Raw genomic sequence first — 15,478 nt, forward strand, 5'->3', positions numbered from 1 at the left:
GCAATACGAGTCGGAGGTCGTGTACCACTCGATCCGCGAGGATCTGGAGGCGCTCGGCGTCATCTTCCTGGACACCGACAGCGCGCTGAAGCAGCACCCCGAGCTCTTCAAGCAGTACTTCGGCACCGTGATCCCGGCCGGCGACAACAAGTTCTCCGCGCTCAACACCGCGGTGTGGTCGGGCGGGTCGTTCATCTACGTCCCCAAGGGCGTGCACGTCGACATCCCGCTGCAGGCCTACTTCCGCATCAACACCGAGAACATGGGTCAGTTCGAGCGCACGCTGATCATCGTCGACGAGGACGCCTACGTGCACTACGTCGAGGGCTGCACCGCGCCGATCTACAAGAGCGACTCACTGCACTCGGCGGTCGTCGAGATCATCGTCAAGCCTGGCGGCCGTTGCCGTTACACCACCATCCAGAACTGGTCGAACAACGTCTACAACCTGGTCACCAAGCGAGCCAGGGCCGAGGCGGGCGCCACCATGGAGTGGGTCGACGGCAACATCGGCTCGAAGGTCACCATGAAGTACCCGGCCGTGTGGATGACCGGTGAGCACGCCAAGGGTGAGGTGCTCTCCGTGGCCTTCGCCGGCGAGGGCCAGCACCAGGACACCGGCGCCAAGATGCTGCACCTCGCGCCGAACACGTCCAGCAACATCGTCTCGAAGTCCGTCGCGCGCGGCGGTGGGCGGGCGTCCTACCGTGGTCTGGTTCAGATCAACAAGGGCGCGCACGGCTCCAGGTCCAGCGTGAAGTGTGATGCGCTGCTCGTCGATTCGATCAGTCGCAGTGACACCTACCCGTACGTCGACATCCGCGAGGACGACGTCACGATGGGTCACGAAGCCACCGTGTCCAAGGTCAGCGCGGATCAGTTGTTCTATCTGATGAGCCGTGGCATGACCGAGGACGAGGCCATGGCCATGGTCGTGCGCGGCTTCGTGGAGCCGATCGCCAAGGAGCTCCCGATGGAGTACGCACTCGAGCTCAACCGGCTCATCGAGCTACAGATGGAAGGCGCGGTCGGGTGACCCAGAACTTGACTGAGTCCCTGGAGGGGCGCAACAAGGGGGAGCTGTTCGCATCGTTCGACGTCGACGCCTTCGAGGTGCCCGGCGGGCGTGACGAACTGTGGCGGTTCACCCCGCTGAAGCGGCTTCGGGGTCTTCACGACGGGTCGGCACCTGCAACGGGCACCGCGGGCATTGCGGTCGTCGAGCGTCCCGGTGTCACGGTGGAGACCGTTGGCCGCGGCGACGAACGTCTCGGCCAAGGCGGTATACCAACGGACCGCGTTGCGGCGCAAGCATTCTCGTCGTTCGAGCAGGCGACCGTCGTCACCGTCGCGCGTGACACCGAGGTGGCCGAACCCATCGAGATCACCGTCATCGGTCCAGGCGAGGGTGCGACGGCGTACGGCCATCTGCAGATCCGAGTCGAGGAGTTGGCCAGGGCCACCATCGTCGTCGATCTGCGGGGCAGCGGAACCTATGCCGACAACGTGGAGATCATCGTCGGTGACTCGGCCGGTGTCGGCGTGATCTGGATCGCCGACTGGGCCGATGACATGGTGCACGTCAGCGCTCATCACGCCCGCCTCGGCAAGGATGCGGTGCTCGGCCATGTCGCCGTCACGCTCGGCGGCGACGTCGTCCGAACCTCGGCAACGGTGCGGTTCACCGGCCCCGGCGGCGACGCGCAGATGCTCGGCACGTACTTCGCCGACGACGGACAGCACTTCGAGTCGCGACTCCTGATCGATCACTCGGAGCCGAACTGCAAGTCCGACGTGCTGTACAAGGGTGCGCTGCAAGGTGATCCGGACTCCGATCGACCGGACGCCCACACCGTGTGGATCGGCGACGTGCTGATCAGGGCCGGGGCCACCGGTACCGACACCTACGAAGCGAACCGCAACCTGGTGCTCACCGACGGTGCCCGTGCCGACTCGGTGCCCAATCTCGAGATCGAGACCGGCGAGATCGTCGGCGCCGGGCATGCCAGTGCGACAGGGCGGTTCGACGACGAGCAGTTGTTCTACCTCCGTGCCCGCGGCATCCCGGAAGACCAGGCCCGGCGCCTTGTGGTGCGCGGCTTCTTCGGCGAGATCATCGCCAAGATCGCCGTCCCCGCGGTGCGTGAGCGCCTCACCGAAGCCATCGAACGAGAACTAGCCATCACCGAATCGAAAAGTAGCTGATCAGGACCACATTGGAAGTCAAGGACCTGCACGTCTCGGTCGTCTCGCCCGAGGGCGGCGCCGACATCGGGATCCTCAAGGGCGTCAACCTGACCGTGAAGTCGGGGGAGACGCATGCCGTGATGGGCCCCAACGGGTCCGGCAAGTCGACGCTGTCCTACGCGATCGCCGGCCATCCCAAGTACACCGTCACCTCGGGATCGATCACGCTCGACGGGGAGAACGTCCTCGAGATGAGTGTCGACGAACGGGCAAGGGCCGGACTGTTTCTGGCCATGCAGTACCCGATCGAGGTGCCTGGCGTGTCGATGTCGAACTTCCTGCGCACGGCCGCCACCGCGGTCCGCGGCGAGGCGCCCAAGCTGCGGCACTGGGTCAAGGAAGTCAAGTCCGCGATGACCGATCTGGACATCGACCCGGCGTTCAGCGAACGCAGCGTCAACGAAGGTTTCTCGGGCGGTGAGAAGAAGCGCCACGAGATTCTGCAGCTGAGCCTGCTCAAGCCGAAGATCGCGATCCTCGACGAGACCGACTCGGGACTCGACGTCGACGCTCTCCGCGTGGTCAGCGAGGGCGTCAACCGGTACGCCAAGGCCGAGAACGGTGGCGTCCTGCTGATCACCCACTACACCCGCATCCTGCGCTACATCCAGCCGCAGTTCGTCCACGTCTTCGTCGACGGCCGGATCATCGAATCCGGTGGCCCGGAGCTCGCAGACGAACTCGAGGCCAACGGCTACGAACGCTTCACGCAGGCGGTCGGGGCGTAACGTGACCGCCTCGGTACGGACCTTGGACGCCGCTCAACTCGCCAAGATCCGGGCGGACTTTCCGATCCTGGGTCGACGGATGCGCGGCGGGAATCAGCTGGCCTATTTGGATTCCGGTGCGACGTCGCAAAAGCCGCTGCAGGTACTCGACGCTGAACGTGAGTTCCTGACGACCTCCAACGGGGCGGTGCACCGTGGTGCGCACCAGCTGATGGAGGAGTCCACCGACGCCTACGAGCAGGGCCGGGAGGACATCGCGACCTTCGTCGGCGCCGACACCGATGAACTCGTCTTCACGAAGAACGCCACCGAGTCGATCAACCTGGTGTCCTACGTGCTGGGTGACGACCGCTTCGAGCGGGCCGTCGGGCCCGGCGACGTCATCGTCACCACCGAGCTGGAACACCACGCCAACCTGATTCCATGGCAGGAGCTGGCCCGACGTACCGGAGCCACGCTGCGCTGGTACGGCGTCACCGAGGACGGCCGCATCGACCTCGACTCGCTGGAACTCGACGAACGAGTGAAGGTCGTTGCGTTCAGCCATCATTCGAACGTCACCGGCGCCATGGCTCCAGTAGGGGAACTGGTGTCGCGGGCGAAGGCGGTCGGCGCCTTGACGGTGCTGGATGCCTGCCAGTCGGTTCCGCATCAGCCCGTCGACTTCCACGTGCTCGACGTCGACTACGCCGCGTTCTCCGGCCACAAGATGTTGGGTCCCACGGGAATTGGTGTGCTCTACGGCCGCCGCGAACTGATCAACGCGATGCCGCCCTTCATCACGGGCGGGTCGATGATCGAGACCGTGACGATGGAGGCCACCACCTATGCGCCCGCGCCGCAGCGGTTCGAGGCAGGCACCCCGATGACGTCGCAGGTCGTCGGATTGGCGGCCGCCGCCCGGTATTTGACCGAGATCGGCATGGACGCGGTCGAGGCGCACGAGAACGAACTGGTGGCCGCCGCCCTGGACGGGCTGTCGGGACTTGGTGGCGTCCGGATCATCGGCCCCACCTCCGTCGAGCATCGCGGCTCACCGGTGAGCTTCGTCGTCGACGGAGTTCACGCGCACGACGTCGGGCAGGTGCTGGACGACGGAGGTGTCGCGGTCCGCGTCGGGCACCACTGCGCCTGGCCGCTGCACCGACGGTTCGGCATCGCCGCCACCGCGCGGGCATCGTTCGCGGTGTACAACACGCTCGACGAGGTGGACCGCTTGGTGGCGGGAGTCAAGCGCGCGGTCGAATTCTTTGGCAAGGACTGAGGCCTGAGTGCGACTCGAGCAGATGTACCAGGAGGTGATCCTGGACCACTACAAGCACCCGCATCATCGCGGGCTGCGGGAACCCTTTGGGGCGCAGGTGTCTCACGTCAACCCCACCTGCGGCGACGAGGTGACCCTGCGCGTGGCGCTCTCCGAGGACGGCGAGACGGTCACCGACATCTCCTACGACGGGCAGGGCTGTTCGATCAGCCAGGCGTCGACGTCGGTGCTGACCGATCAGGTCATCGGGCAGAGCGTGGGCGCCGCGCTGAAGACCATTGCGGCCTTCACCGAGATGATCTCGTCGCGCGGGAACGTCGAAGGTGACGAGGACGTCATCGGCGACGGCATCGCCTTCGCCGGTGTCGCCAAGTACCCGGCGCGGGTGAAGTGCGCGCTGTTGGGCTGGATGGCCTTCAAGGACGCGCTGGCGCAGGCAAGTGCAGAATCGGACCTGGGACTAGAGGAGGAAGACGATGAGCGAGATCACCGCACCGGATGAAGAGACGCTCGCCGATCTCGAAGAGGCGATGCGCGACGTGGTCGACCCGGAACTGGGCATCAACGTCGTCGACCTCGGTTTGGTCTACGGCCTGAACATCGAGGAAGGGGAGGCCGGCTCGAAGGTGGCGTTGATCGACATGACGCTGACCTCGGCGGCATGTCCCTTGACCGACGTCATCGAGGACCAGTCCCGCTCCGCGTTGGTTGGCTCGGGCCTGGTCAACGAAATAAAGATCAACTGGGTCTGGAATCCGCCGTGGGGTCCGGACAAGATCACGGAGGACGGACGCGAGCAGCTAAGGGCCCTCGGCTTCACGGTCTGAGCGCCCCGGCCGTCGGCTGGCAACCGGAAGGACGTTCATTGCTCGAGGACCGTTACGTCACGACGCGCCGCCAGCTCCGCGGCATCGCGGAGAGTTTCATCGCGGGTCCGCAATACCGGTCGGCCGGAACCATCCGACTGGCGGTCCGCCCCGATGGTTTCACCGGGGTGTCGATACCCGTCGCGGTCCATGGCACCGAGCTCGTCTGGGGCGGTGACGGTGCGCCGCTCACGGGACGGGTCGGTGCGCTCGCCGCGGCGACGAATCTGGACGTGGGACCGCCCGATGGTGTTTACGAGGTCGTCGATCCGCTAGCCGCCGATGCCGTGCTCGACATCGACGACGAGGCGGCGGAGCTCGTCCACCGCAGCCTGTACGCGGGCGGCTTCGCGTTGAAAAGCGCCCTGCCGGAACAACATCCAGTGCTGTGGCCCGAGCACTTCGACGTCGCGGTCACCGAGGACGAGGTGAACTACGGCGTCTCGCCGGGTGACGACTTCCACCCGCTGCCGTACGCCTACGTCGGTCCGTGGACCTCACGCATCGGCGTGTTCTGGAACGCTCCGTTCGGTGCCTTTCAGGCACTCGACCCGTCGCACGACGTGGACCGGCTCGCCGCCGACATCGGCGACTTCTTCGGACGCGGCCGCGCGGAGCTGTGAACTCTGCGCCACATGGAATCGCCGGGTCGTCAGCCGTGTTGAACCGCTCCATGAGCCTCGAAGGTGCCACTGAGATGTTTCGGCCGCTGACCGTCCGGTCGATGACCATCCCCAACCGTTTCGCCATGGCCCCCATGACGCGTCAGGCGTCGCCGGGGGGTGTCCCGGGACCCAATGTCGCCGAGTACTACGCGCGGCGGGCAGCGGGCGGCGTCGGCCTCATCATCACCGAGGGGGTGCGGCTGCCGGACGCCGCCGCCGGCTTCCCGGAGTCGATACCGACGCTGGCCGGTGACGACGTCCTGGCGGGTTGGCGCAGGGTCACCAACGCCGTACACGCGGCAGGCGCGGTGATCGCGGCCCAGCTGTGGCATCAGGGCGCCGAGCGCAGTGACGCCGACGGCGTCGCCCCCGTGAGCCCGTCGGGTGTCAACGGGCTGGGGGAGCCGAAGGGCCGCGCGTTGGATCGGGCCGAACTCGCCGGCGTCGCAGCGCACTTCGCACTGGCGGCGCGCAATGCCCGCGAGGCCGGCTTCGACGCCGTCGAGATTCACGGGGCGCACGGCTACCTGCTCGACGAATTCTTCTGGGAAAAGACCAATCTGCGTACCGATGATTACGGTGGCGCACTGTCTGCCAGGACCCGATTCCCCGCCGAGGTGGTCGCCGCCGTCCGCGCCGCCGTCGGGCCGGACTTGCCGATCATCTTCCGGTTCTCGCAGTGGAAGGGAACCGACTACGACGCGTCGATCGTCGGCGATCCCACTGAGCTCCAGGAATTGCTCGCGCCGTTGGTCGATGCCGGCGTCGACGTGTTTCATCCGTCCACGCGGCGCCATTACGCTGCGGCCTTTCCCGACGCAGATCCGGTGCTCAGCCTGGCCGGGTGGACGAAGAAGGTGACTGGAGTGCCGGTCATCGCGGTTGGCTCGGTCGGCCTGGACACCGCATTCCGGGACGAGGGCCCGCGCAAGCAGATCGCCCCAGCCACTGCAGCCGAGGTCGTCGCACAGTTCGAGGCAGGCGAGTTCGACCTGATCGCCATCGGTCGGGCGCTGCTCGCCGACCCGACGTGGGTGAACAGGGTGCGAGACGACACGCTGGACGGGTTCAATGGCTATGAACCGGAATCTGCGCTGAGCACGCTGCACTGACCTGGGCGGCCCCGCCGCGGTAACCAAATAGTGGGAACAAGCAGGTAGAGACCGACGTTGGGAGAGATGTGAGTACGCAAGACATCACCACCGAGCAATTCAACGACACCATCACGGACAACGAGATCGTGCTCGTCGACTTCTGGGCATCTTGGTGTGGACCGTGTCGGGCATTCGCGCCGACCTACGCCGCCTCGTCCGACAAGCATCCGGACGTGGTGCACGCCAAGGTCGACACCGAAGCCGAGCAGGGTCTGGCCGCGGCCGCGGAGATCCAGGCGATCCCCACGTTGATGGCCTTCAAGAAGGGCCACATGGTCTTCCGGCATTCCGGCATGTTGCCCGCACAGGATCTCGAGGACGTGATCGACCAGATCAAGGGCCTCGACATCGATGCCGCGATCGCCGAGCAGGCCAACGCCGAAGAGGTCTAACGGTCGCACGCGATAGCGTGCAGTCCGTGAGCGAGCAGAACGCACCCCTGGTCCTCGTCGACCACCCCCGACCCCATGTGGCGTTGGTGACGCTGAACAGGCCCGAGCGGATGAACTCGATGGCTTTCGACGTCATGGTTCCGCTGAAGAAGGCACTCGACGAGGTCAACCATGACAACGAGACCCGCGTGGTGGTGTTGACCGGAGCGGGTCGCGGCTTCTCCTCCGGTGCCGACCACAAGTCGGCGGGTTCCGTGCCGCACGTCGACGGTTTGACCAGACCGACGTTCGCGTTGCGCTCCATGGAAGTGCTCGACGACGTGATTCTCGCCATACGGAAGATGCACCAACCCGTCATCGCCGCGGTCAACGGCGCCGCCATCGGCGGCGGCCTGTGCCTGGCACTGGCGTGTGACATCAGGGTCGCGGCGGACGGTGCCTACTTCCGGGCCGCGGGCATCAACAACGGACTGACCGCCAGCGAACTGGGCCTTTCCTACTTGCTGCCCAAGGCAATTGGCACGTCGCGGGCATTCGAGGTGATGCTCACCGGGCGCGACATCGACGCCGAGGAAGCCGAGCGCATCGGGCTGGTGTCGCAGGCCGTTCCCGACGGCGACCTCTTAGAGGTCTGCTATCGGATGGCCGAGCGCATCTCGTCGTACTCGCGACCGGGCGTCGAATTGACCAAGCGCACGCTCTGGAGTGGACTGGAGGCCGGTAGCCTGGAGGGTCACATGCAGGCTGAAGGCCTGGGACAGCTCTACGTGCGCCTGCTCACCGCCAACTTCGAGGAAGCGGTTGCTGCGCGCGCGCAGAAGCGGCCGGCCGCCTTCACTGACGACAAGTAAGACCCGACGTACGGCGAAAGTAGGAGTGCAGCGTGATCACCGCAACGGACCTCGAGGTCCGCGCTGGCGCGCGTACGCTGCTGGCCGTCGATGGCGCCGCGCTGCGCATTCAACCGGGGGACCGGATCGGTCTCGTCGGCCGCAACGGCGCAGGCAAGACCACGACCATGCGCATCCTCGCCGGTGAAGGCGAACCTTACGCAGGCTCGATCGACCGAACCGGCGAGATCGGTTATCTGCCACAGGATCCCAGAGAGGGAGACCTGGACATGCTGGCCCGTGACCGGGTCCTATCGGCACGCGGGCTCGACACCCTGCTCTCCGATCTGGAGAAACAGCAGACGATCATGGCCGAGGTCGCCGACGACACCGCCAGGGACAAGGCGGTCAGGCGCTACGGGGAACTCGAGGAGCGGTTCGCCGCACTCGGCGGGTATGCGGCCGAGAGCGAGGCGGGCCGCATCTGCGCGAGCCTCGGCTTGCCCGACCGGGTGCTGACGCAGGCGCTGCGCACGCTCTCCGGGGGTCAGCGTCGCCGCGTGGAGCTCGCCCGCATCCTGTTCGCGGCGTCGGACACCGGCTCCGGGTCGGACACCACGTTGCTGCTCGACGAGCCCACCAACCACCTCGACGCCGACTCGATCGGATGGCTGCGGACGTTTTTGCAGGGTCACACCGGCGGCCTCGTCGTCATCAGCCACAACGTGGAGCTGCTCGCCGACGTCGTCAACAGGGTGTGGTTCCTCGATGCGGTGCGCGGTGAGGCCGACGTCTACAACATGGGCTGGCAGAAGTACCTGGACGCCAGGGCGACTGACGAGCAGCGCCGGCGTCGCGAACGGTCGAATGCCGAGCGCAAGGCAGGCGCACTGCGTGTGCAGGCCGCGAAGATGGGCGCCAAGGCCACCAAAGCCGTTGCGGCACAGAATATGCTGAAGCGTGCCGATCGGATGATGGCATCGCTGGACGAGGAACGGGTAGCCGACCGGGTCGCCAAGATCCGGTTTCCCACGCCTGCCGTCTGCGGTCGCACCCCACTGGTGGGCAAGGGCCTGACCAAGACCTACGGTTCGCTCGAGATCTTCACCGGCGTCGACCTGGCGATCGACAAGGGCTCCCGCGTGGTCATTCTCGGTCTCAACGGCGCGGGCAAGACCACGTTGCTTCGGATCCTCGCGGGAGCTGAAACCGCCGACGCGGGTGTCATCGAGCCTGGCCACGGGCTCAAGCTCGGCTACTTCGCCCAGGAGCACGACACGATCGACGGTCTCGCCTCGGTGTGGGAGAACATCCGGCACGCCGCGCCGGACACCGGTGAACAGGACCTGCGAAGCCTGCTCGGTGCGTTCATGTTCACCGGCCCCCAGCTCGAGCAGCCTGCTGGCACGCTGTCCGGCGGTGAGAAGACCCGGCTGGCCCTTGCCGGTCTGGTCGCCTCGACTGCCAACGTGCTGCTGCTCGACGAGCCCACCAACAACCTCGATCCCGCGTCTCGCGAGCAGGTGCTGGATGCATTGCGCAGCTACCGCGGCGCCGTGGTTCTGGTGACCCACGATCCGGGAGCCGCGGAGGCGCTCGACCCGCAGCGGGTGGTGTTGCTACCCGACGGGACCGAGGACTACTGGTCCGACGACTATCGCGACCTGATCGAACTGGCCTGATTTCACAACCTGATTGAGAACTCTGCCCCGTGGGTATCAGGAGATATCCGAAAATTGGGGAGATGCAAATGAGTGAGCTGGACAGGGATGAATTCATCGGCGAGCTACGCAGCGCATACGAAAAGGGTGCGAGCATCCGGGCCCTGGTAGCAACTACCGGGAAGTCGTATGGCTCCGTCCACAGCATGTTGCGCGAGTCCGGGACGACCATGCGCAGTCGCGGTGGTCCGAACCACCGCCGCAGGCGTTGAGGTCAGCCCACCGTAGGCCCGGCGGCCTGCGCGAGTTCCCGCGCATAAGCGAATGCCGCCACTTCGTCTTCGAGTTCGAACTGGCACATCGACGCGACTCGTACGTCGCGAATCGCACACGCGTATAGCCGCGTCCAGGAGTACGCCTCGCCGTCCAATCCGACGGCCATCCGCTCCTGTCGGACGACACAGCACCCCGGCGACACCCAGACCACGGCCGAGAACCACATCCGCACCGATGCCACCATGGCGGTCAGTTCCTCGAGGCTGGCACGAACCTCGTCGGCCGACCGATCGCCGAATGCCGAACGCGACCGGCTGGTCACGCGGTAATCAGCGGTAGCGAGTTTGCCGAACACCGTGTCGAGATCGCCCCGGTTCATCGCGGCGACAGATTCGGCTTGCATTGCGCCGCCCGCCGCGAAGGCCGCGCCTTCACCGCTGTAGTAGCGGTGCTCGAGTTCGCGGTACGCACCTTCGAAGTCACTGGCATCGAAGCGCACCTGCAACACCAGCTGGCCGGCTTCATCGACCTCGTTCACGTTGAGGTACGTCGCCTCGTAGCCCCCCGAAGTGCGACCGCGGTATTCGACCAACGCCAGGCGTTCGCCCCGGACCGCCAGAGGCACTATGTCGAGTCGTGGGTAGTCGGCCAAGAACCGGCGGAAATTGACCAGTGCCGCCTCTCTGCCGACGAATGGCGCGCCGTGCATCGCGCGATGGTCGATGAACTGGCACCGCTCGTGGATGAAATTGAACAGCGCCGAATCGAACTCGGGGAGCCCCAGGAGATCGTGGACGCGCTGCTCGCCCTCCGTCGCTCGGTTGGCCACCGCCAAGCGACTCCTCGGCATCGCGAGCAACTGCTCCGCGTATGCGAACGCCTGGTGCTCGTCCTCGAGTTCGAACTCGCACATTGATGCGAGTTGCCCGCCCTGGACCTCGCACGGGTAGGCCTTCGTCCACGCGAAATGCTCACCGTCCAGCCCGGCGGCCTCGCGCTCGATTCTGATGACTAAGCATTCCGGCGATAGCCACTCGACGGCCGAGATCCAGGTCCGCACCGAGGCGACCATCGCCGCGAGTTGCTCTTGGCTGGCACGGTATTCCCCGGCCGATCGATCGCCGAACACCGAACGCGATCGGCTCGTCACGCGGAAATCGGGGGCAGTGAGTTCGCCGAACACCGTGTCGAAGTCGCCCCGATTGAGGGCGGTAATGTAGTCGGTCAGTAGAGCGCCACCCGCCGCGAACGGCGCGCCCTCGTCGGAGTAGTAACGGTCCTCCAGCTCGCGGTAGGCGCCTTCGAAGTCGTCGGCATCGAAGCGCACCTGTACTACCAGCTGGCCCGCGTCATCGAACTCGTGCACGTTGAGATATGTCGCCTCGAAACCACTCGTATTGCGGCAACGCCATTCGACCAACGCCAGCAGCTGTCCACGCACCGCCAGTGGCACAACCTCGAGGTCTGGATAGTCGGCGAGAAGCCGGTGATACCCGACGATGCCGGCCTCCCGGCCGATGCATGGCGCCGAGGGCATCGCCCGACGATCGTCAACCCGGAACTGCTCGTGCAGGAAATCCGATAGCGCCCAATCGAAATCGGGTTGACCCAGAAGGTCGCTGCCCCGGAGCTCGAGGTCGGTCGCCAGGTTGGAGACGGCCAAGCGACTCGGCCGCGCCCCCGTTAGCTCCTCGGCGTACGCGAATGCCTGGTCCTCATCCGTGATGTCGAACTCGCACGTCGACGCTAGTTTCCCGCCGCGACACTCAGATACGTGCAGGCGTGTCCACGCGTATTCTTCACCGTCCACTCCGACGGCTTCGCGCTCCCAACGGCTGACGCTACAGGTCGGCGACAGCCAGCAGATGGCCGAAAGCCACCACCGCGACGACGCGACCAACGCCGACAGCTCCTCGAAACTGGTGCGCAACTCGGCGGCCGACAGATCTCCGAACACCGAACGCGACCGACTCTGCAACCGAAACTCGGGGGTACAAAGTTCGCCCAACAGTCGGTCGAAGTCGCCAAGGCTCGCCGCGATCAGCCATTCGGGCGACATCGCACCGTTCTCGGCGAACGCCGCGCCCTCTCCGGCGTAGTAGCGGCGCTCGAGTTCGCGGTAGGCGCCCTCGAAGTCGTCCCCGTCGAAGCGGCCGTGATATCCGATCCGGCCGTCGTCGTCGACCTCGATCAAATTGAGGTGGGCGGTCGCGTTCCCTGCGTCGTCCGACGAGCGAGCGCCACCGAGCGCGAGCCGCACACCCCGAACGGCCAGCGTGCGCCCCTCGTGGTGGGAGTATTGCGCGAGAAAACGTTCAACTCCGGCCCGCCAGGCGGCACCGTCCTCGATCGGGTCACCGCTCCACCCGCGCCGATCGTCGTACACAAACCCATCGGAGTAGAGCGCGACAACCGCGTCGGCATCGTTGGCCTCCATCGCCGCGGTTAAGCGGTCCCACGCCTCACTCGCCCGGTTGGCCAACGGCAACCGACTCGTTGTCGTCCGCACCCGCTCCTCGGCGTAGGCGAACGCCTCCTCCTCGGCTTCTGCGTCGAAGGTGCACATCGACGTCATTTGCCCGTCGCGGACTTCGGCAACGCCCAGCCGCGTCCACGAGTAGCGCTCGCCGTCCAACCCGACGGCCTCGCGCTCGAAACGGACGACGCACCAATTCGGCGACAGCCAGCAGATGGCCGATAGCCAAGGCCGCGCCGACGAGACCATTGCGTCTAGTTCCTCGTTGCTTGCGCGCAACTGCTCGACTGAACGATCGCCCAACACCGAGCTCGACCGATTCTCCAACCGAAACTGTGGGGCAATGAGTTCGCCGAACGCCCTGTCGAAGTCACCCCGGGCGTATGCCGCCATGAATTCGGTCGCTACCGTGCCGCTTTCGGCGAACGCCGCGCCTTCGCCCGCATAGTAACGCCGGTCGAGTTCGCGGTAGGCGCCCTCGAAGTCGTCCTCGTCGAAGCGCACCTCAGTCCCGATGCGACCGTCGTCATCGAGTTCGTAGACGTGCACGTAGGCCGTCTCGTTCCCGGCATCGTCCGACCAGCGACTCCAAGCCAGGTGCAGGAGCTCACCGCGGACGGCCAGTGTGCGCGCCTCGAAGTGGCTGTACTGCTCCAAGATCCGCTCGAGGGCGGTCCGCAGCGCGGCACGACCTCTTAGCGGGTCACCGCTGAACCCGCGCCGATCGTCGAACACCCACTGTTCAGAGAAGGATTCGACGTACTCATCTATGTCGCGTACTGGCATTGCCATTGCGCGGTGCCACGTTTCACTGGACCGGTTGGTGACGGCCAGCCGGCTGACGGTCGCCCGCGCCCGTTCCTCGGCGTAGGCGAACGCCTCGTCCTCGGCGTCCGGGTCGAAGTCGCACATCGACGTGACGCGCTCGCCCCGGACCTCGGCAACCATCAGCCGGGTCCACGAGTACTGCTCACCGTCGAGCCCGACGGCCTCGCGCTCGAAATGACTAACGTTGACGGTCGGTGACAGCCAGCAGATCGTCTTGAGCCACATACGAACTGAAGCGACCATCGTGGAGAGTTCCTCGAAGGTGGCACGCAGCTCTGGGGCCGAACGATCTCCGAAGACCGTGCTCGACCGTGTCTCCAAACGGAAATCGGGGGTACAGAGCTCACCGAAGGCCATGTCGAAGTCGCCCCGGTTGTAGGCGCACATCCATTCGGTGGGCACCGCACCGCCAGCCGCGAACGCGATGCCTTCGCCGGTGTAGTAGCGCCGGTCGAGCTCGCGGTAGGCGGTCTCGAAGTCGTCCGCGTCGAACTGGCCCCAATAGCACATCTGTCCGTCGTCATCGGATTCGACTAAGTGGAGTTGGACGGTCTCGTTGCCGGCGTCATCGGACGAGCGGGTCCGGCACAGGGCGAGGCGATCACCCCGAACGGCCAACATGCTGCGCTCGTGGTGAGAGTACTGCGCGAGAAAGCGTTCCAGTGCGGCCCGCCGTTCGGCACCGCCCGCGAGCGGAGCTCCGCTCCACGCGCGCCGATCTTCGTGCAGAAGCCCATCCGGGAAATACCCCATGAGTGCATCGACATCGTGGGCCGACATGGCCATGCCGACGCGGTGCCACGTCTCGCTCGCGGTGTTGGTTACGGCTAGCCGGCTGGTCGTCGTCCGCGCTAGCTCCTCGGCGTGGGCGAACGCTTGCTCCTCGTCGGCGAGGTCGAACTGACGAAACGACGCAATTCGGCCGTCACGGACCTCCGCGACGTAGATCCACGCCCACGCGAACTGTTCGCCGTCCAACCCGACGGCCTCGCGCTCTTCGCGGAAGACACAACAGGTTGGCGACAGCCAACACATGGCCGAATGCCACGTCCGCTTCGAGGTGACCATCGCGTCCAGTTCCTCGATGCTGGCCGGATATTCGTCCATCGAGCGATCCGGGAACACCGAGCGGGACCGATTCTCGAATTGCAACCCGGGGGCGGTGAGGTCGCCGTATACCCGATCCAGATCGCCTCGGTTCGTCGCAATGACGACTTCGGTTCCTATGGCACCGCCCTCGGCGAACGCCGCACCCTCGCCGGCGTAGTAGCGCTGTTCGAGCTCGCGGTAGGCGCTCTCGAAGTCGTCTTCGTCGAAGCGGACCTCACAGGCGATCAGGCCGTCATCGCCGAGCTCGTGTAGCTGCAGTTGGATGGTTTCGTTCCCTGCGTCGTCGGACCAGCGACTCCGAGCCAACGCGAGGAGTTCGCCCCTAACGGCCAGCGTGCGCACCTCGAAGTGGCAGTACTGCAACAAGATTCCCTCGATACCCGCTCGCTGCGCGGCACGGCCCTCGACCGGGCCTCCGCTCAGTCCGCGCCGATCGTCGTACATCCACCGATCAGACAAGCATCCGACGACCGCGTCGACATCCCCGGTCTCCATCGCTCTCCAGACGCCGTCGAACGCCTCACTGGCCCGGTTGGTGACCGAGAGCCGCGACGATGTCGGTGCTGACCCGGTATGGGCTGGGGTCGATGCCATCGGCGGGGCAGGCTGTACCGGCCGACCGGTCGGGGTAACCACTTCTTTGGCGGCGTAGAGCGCCTCGGCGTCGCGTCGCGCGGCATCCGCCCCCCGGGCATCGCCCGCGGCGTCGAGCACACGGCCGAGGGCGAGGCAGGCGTCGGCGTGGTCGAGCACCAGGTCGGTTCCGACCGCAACCGCAACCGATTCGCGGGCCAGTACGACCGCATCGTGGTAACTGCCTTGGGCGCAGAGGATTTCGGCGCGCACCGCCCGCCACGCGATCGCCGTCTTGAGGTTGTGGCCCGCGAGTCGCTCGCTCTCGGCGGCGTAGGAGTCAGCATCGTCGACCCGACCCTGTGCCAACAACGCTCTTGCCAAAAGTGCGGCGGCCAAGCCGGCGTC

13 protein-coding genes are annotated in these 15,478 nt (G+C 66.0%); 12 read left to right on the forward strand and 1 reads right to left on the reverse strand.

Annotation, left to right across the window (positions count from 1 at the left end; all coding sequences use genetic code 11):
• From sufB to QOD90_RS23875, 12 genes are all read left to right on the forward strand, one after another.
• Window positions 1-1,036 (forward strand): Fe-S cluster assembly protein SufB (gene sufB, locus QOD90_RS23820; RefSeq protein ID WP_526353703.1); only part of this gene is annotated, 1,036 nt, incomplete at its 5' end.
• Entirely contained in the window at window positions 1,033-2,205 is a 1,173-nt protein-coding gene (gene sufD, locus QOD90_RS23825) for a Fe-S cluster assembly protein SufD (protein WP_526353704.1), read from the forward strand. The genes sufB and sufD, both read left to right, overlap by 4 nt.
• The gene (gene sufC / locus QOD90_RS23830; RefSeq protein ID WP_526353724.1) at window positions 2,205-2,975 is read left to right on the forward strand and encodes a Fe-S cluster assembly ATPase SufC; all 771 of its coding nucleotides are present in this window, start codon (window positions 2,205-2,207) and stop codon (window positions 2,973-2,975) included. The genes sufD and sufC overlap by 1 nt, the downstream gene beginning before the upstream one ends.
• A 1-nt stretch (window position 2,976) precedes the next feature.
• Window positions 2,977-4,239: a cysteine desulfurase gene (locus QOD90_RS23835; protein ID WP_526353706.1), complete on the forward strand. Its 1,263-nt coding sequence runs from the start codon at window positions 2,977-2,979 to the stop codon at window positions 4,237-4,239.
• A 22-nt stretch (window positions 4,240-4,261) separates the two neighbouring features.
• A complete protein-coding gene (gene sufU, locus QOD90_RS23840) occupies window positions 4,262-4,741 on the forward strand; it encodes a Fe-S cluster assembly sulfur transfer protein SufU (protein ID WP_526353726.1) in 480 nt (159 codons plus the stop codon).
• The gene (locus tag QOD90_RS23845; RefSeq protein WP_526353708.1) at window positions 4,716-5,066 is read left to right on the forward strand and encodes a metal-sulfur cluster assembly factor; all 351 of its coding nucleotides are present in this window, start codon (window positions 4,716-4,718) and stop codon (window positions 5,064-5,066) included. Before sufU ends, QOD90_RS23845 begins: the two co-directional genes overlap by 26 nt.
• A 38-nt stretch (window positions 5,067-5,104) precedes the next feature.
• The gene (locus tag QOD90_RS23850) at window positions 5,105-5,728 is read left to right on the forward strand and encodes a hypothetical protein (protein ID WP_526353710.1); all 624 of its coding nucleotides are present in this window, start codon (window positions 5,105-5,107) and stop codon (window positions 5,726-5,728) included.
• 50 nt (window positions 5,729-5,778) lie between these two features.
• Window positions 5,779-6,882 (forward strand): oxidoreductase, encoded by a 1,104-nt coding sequence (locus QOD90_RS23855; protein WP_526353712.1) that lies wholly within the window; start codon window positions 5,779-5,781, stop codon window positions 6,880-6,882.
• A gap of 68 nt (window positions 6,883-6,950) precedes the next feature.
• Window positions 6,951-7,316, forward strand: a complete 366-nt coding sequence (gene trxA, locus QOD90_RS23860; RefSeq protein WP_526353714.1) for a thioredoxin — start codon at window positions 6,951-6,953, stop codon at window positions 7,314-7,316.
• A gap of 17 nt (window positions 7,317-7,333) precedes the next feature.
• Window positions 7,334-8,167 (forward strand): enoyl-CoA hydratase, encoded by an 834-nt coding sequence (locus QOD90_RS23865; protein ID WP_526353716.1) that lies wholly within the window; start codon window positions 7,334-7,336, stop codon window positions 8,165-8,167.
• Window positions 8,168-8,199: 32 nt separating this feature from the next.
• Complete coding sequence (locus tag QOD90_RS23870; RefSeq protein ID WP_526353718.1) at window positions 8,200-9,828, forward strand: ABC-F family ATP-binding cassette domain-containing protein; 1,629 nt, start codon at window positions 8,200-8,202, stop codon at window positions 9,826-9,828.
• Window positions 9,829-9,890: 62 nt separating this feature from the next.
• Entirely contained in the window at window positions 9,891-10,079 is a 189-nt protein-coding gene (locus tag QOD90_RS23875; RefSeq protein WP_526353720.1) for a helix-turn-helix domain-containing protein, read from the forward strand.
• 2 nt (window positions 10,080-10,081) lie between these two features.
• On the opposite strand, the gene QOD90_RS23880 is transcribed toward QOD90_RS23875, so the two are convergent.
• Window positions 10,082-15,439 carry a hypothetical protein gene (locus QOD90_RS23880; protein WP_526353722.1) on the reverse strand — a complete coding sequence of 1,786 codons (5,358 nt, stop codon included), beginning with the start codon at window positions 15,437-15,439 and terminating at the stop codon, window positions 10,082-10,084.
• Between the last annotated feature and the right edge of the window lie 39 nt (window positions 15,440-15,478).

The organism is Mycobacterium sp., from assembly GCF_032161845.1.
GTDB lineage: Bacteria > Actinomycetota > Actinomycetes > Mycobacteriales > Mycobacteriaceae > Mycobacterium.

What these genes read in the sequence shown, in the direction of transcription:
- sufU (WP_526353726.1), top strand. Translation starts at nt 4,262, where the DNA reads ATGTACCAGGAGGTGATCCTGGACCACTACAAGCACCCGCATCATCGC.
- QOD90_RS23845 (WP_526353708.1), top strand. Translation starts at nt 4,716, where the DNA reads ATGAGCGAGATCACCGCACCGGATGAAGAGACGCTCGCCGATCTCGAA.
- QOD90_RS23855 (WP_526353712.1), top strand. Translation starts at nt 5,779, where the DNA reads ATGAGCCTCGAAGGTGCCACTGAGATGTTTCGGCCGCTGACCGTCCGG.
- QOD90_RS23875 (WP_526353720.1), top strand. Translation starts at nt 9,891, where the DNA reads ATGCAAATGAGTGAGCTGGACAGGGATGAATTCATCGGCGAGCTACGC.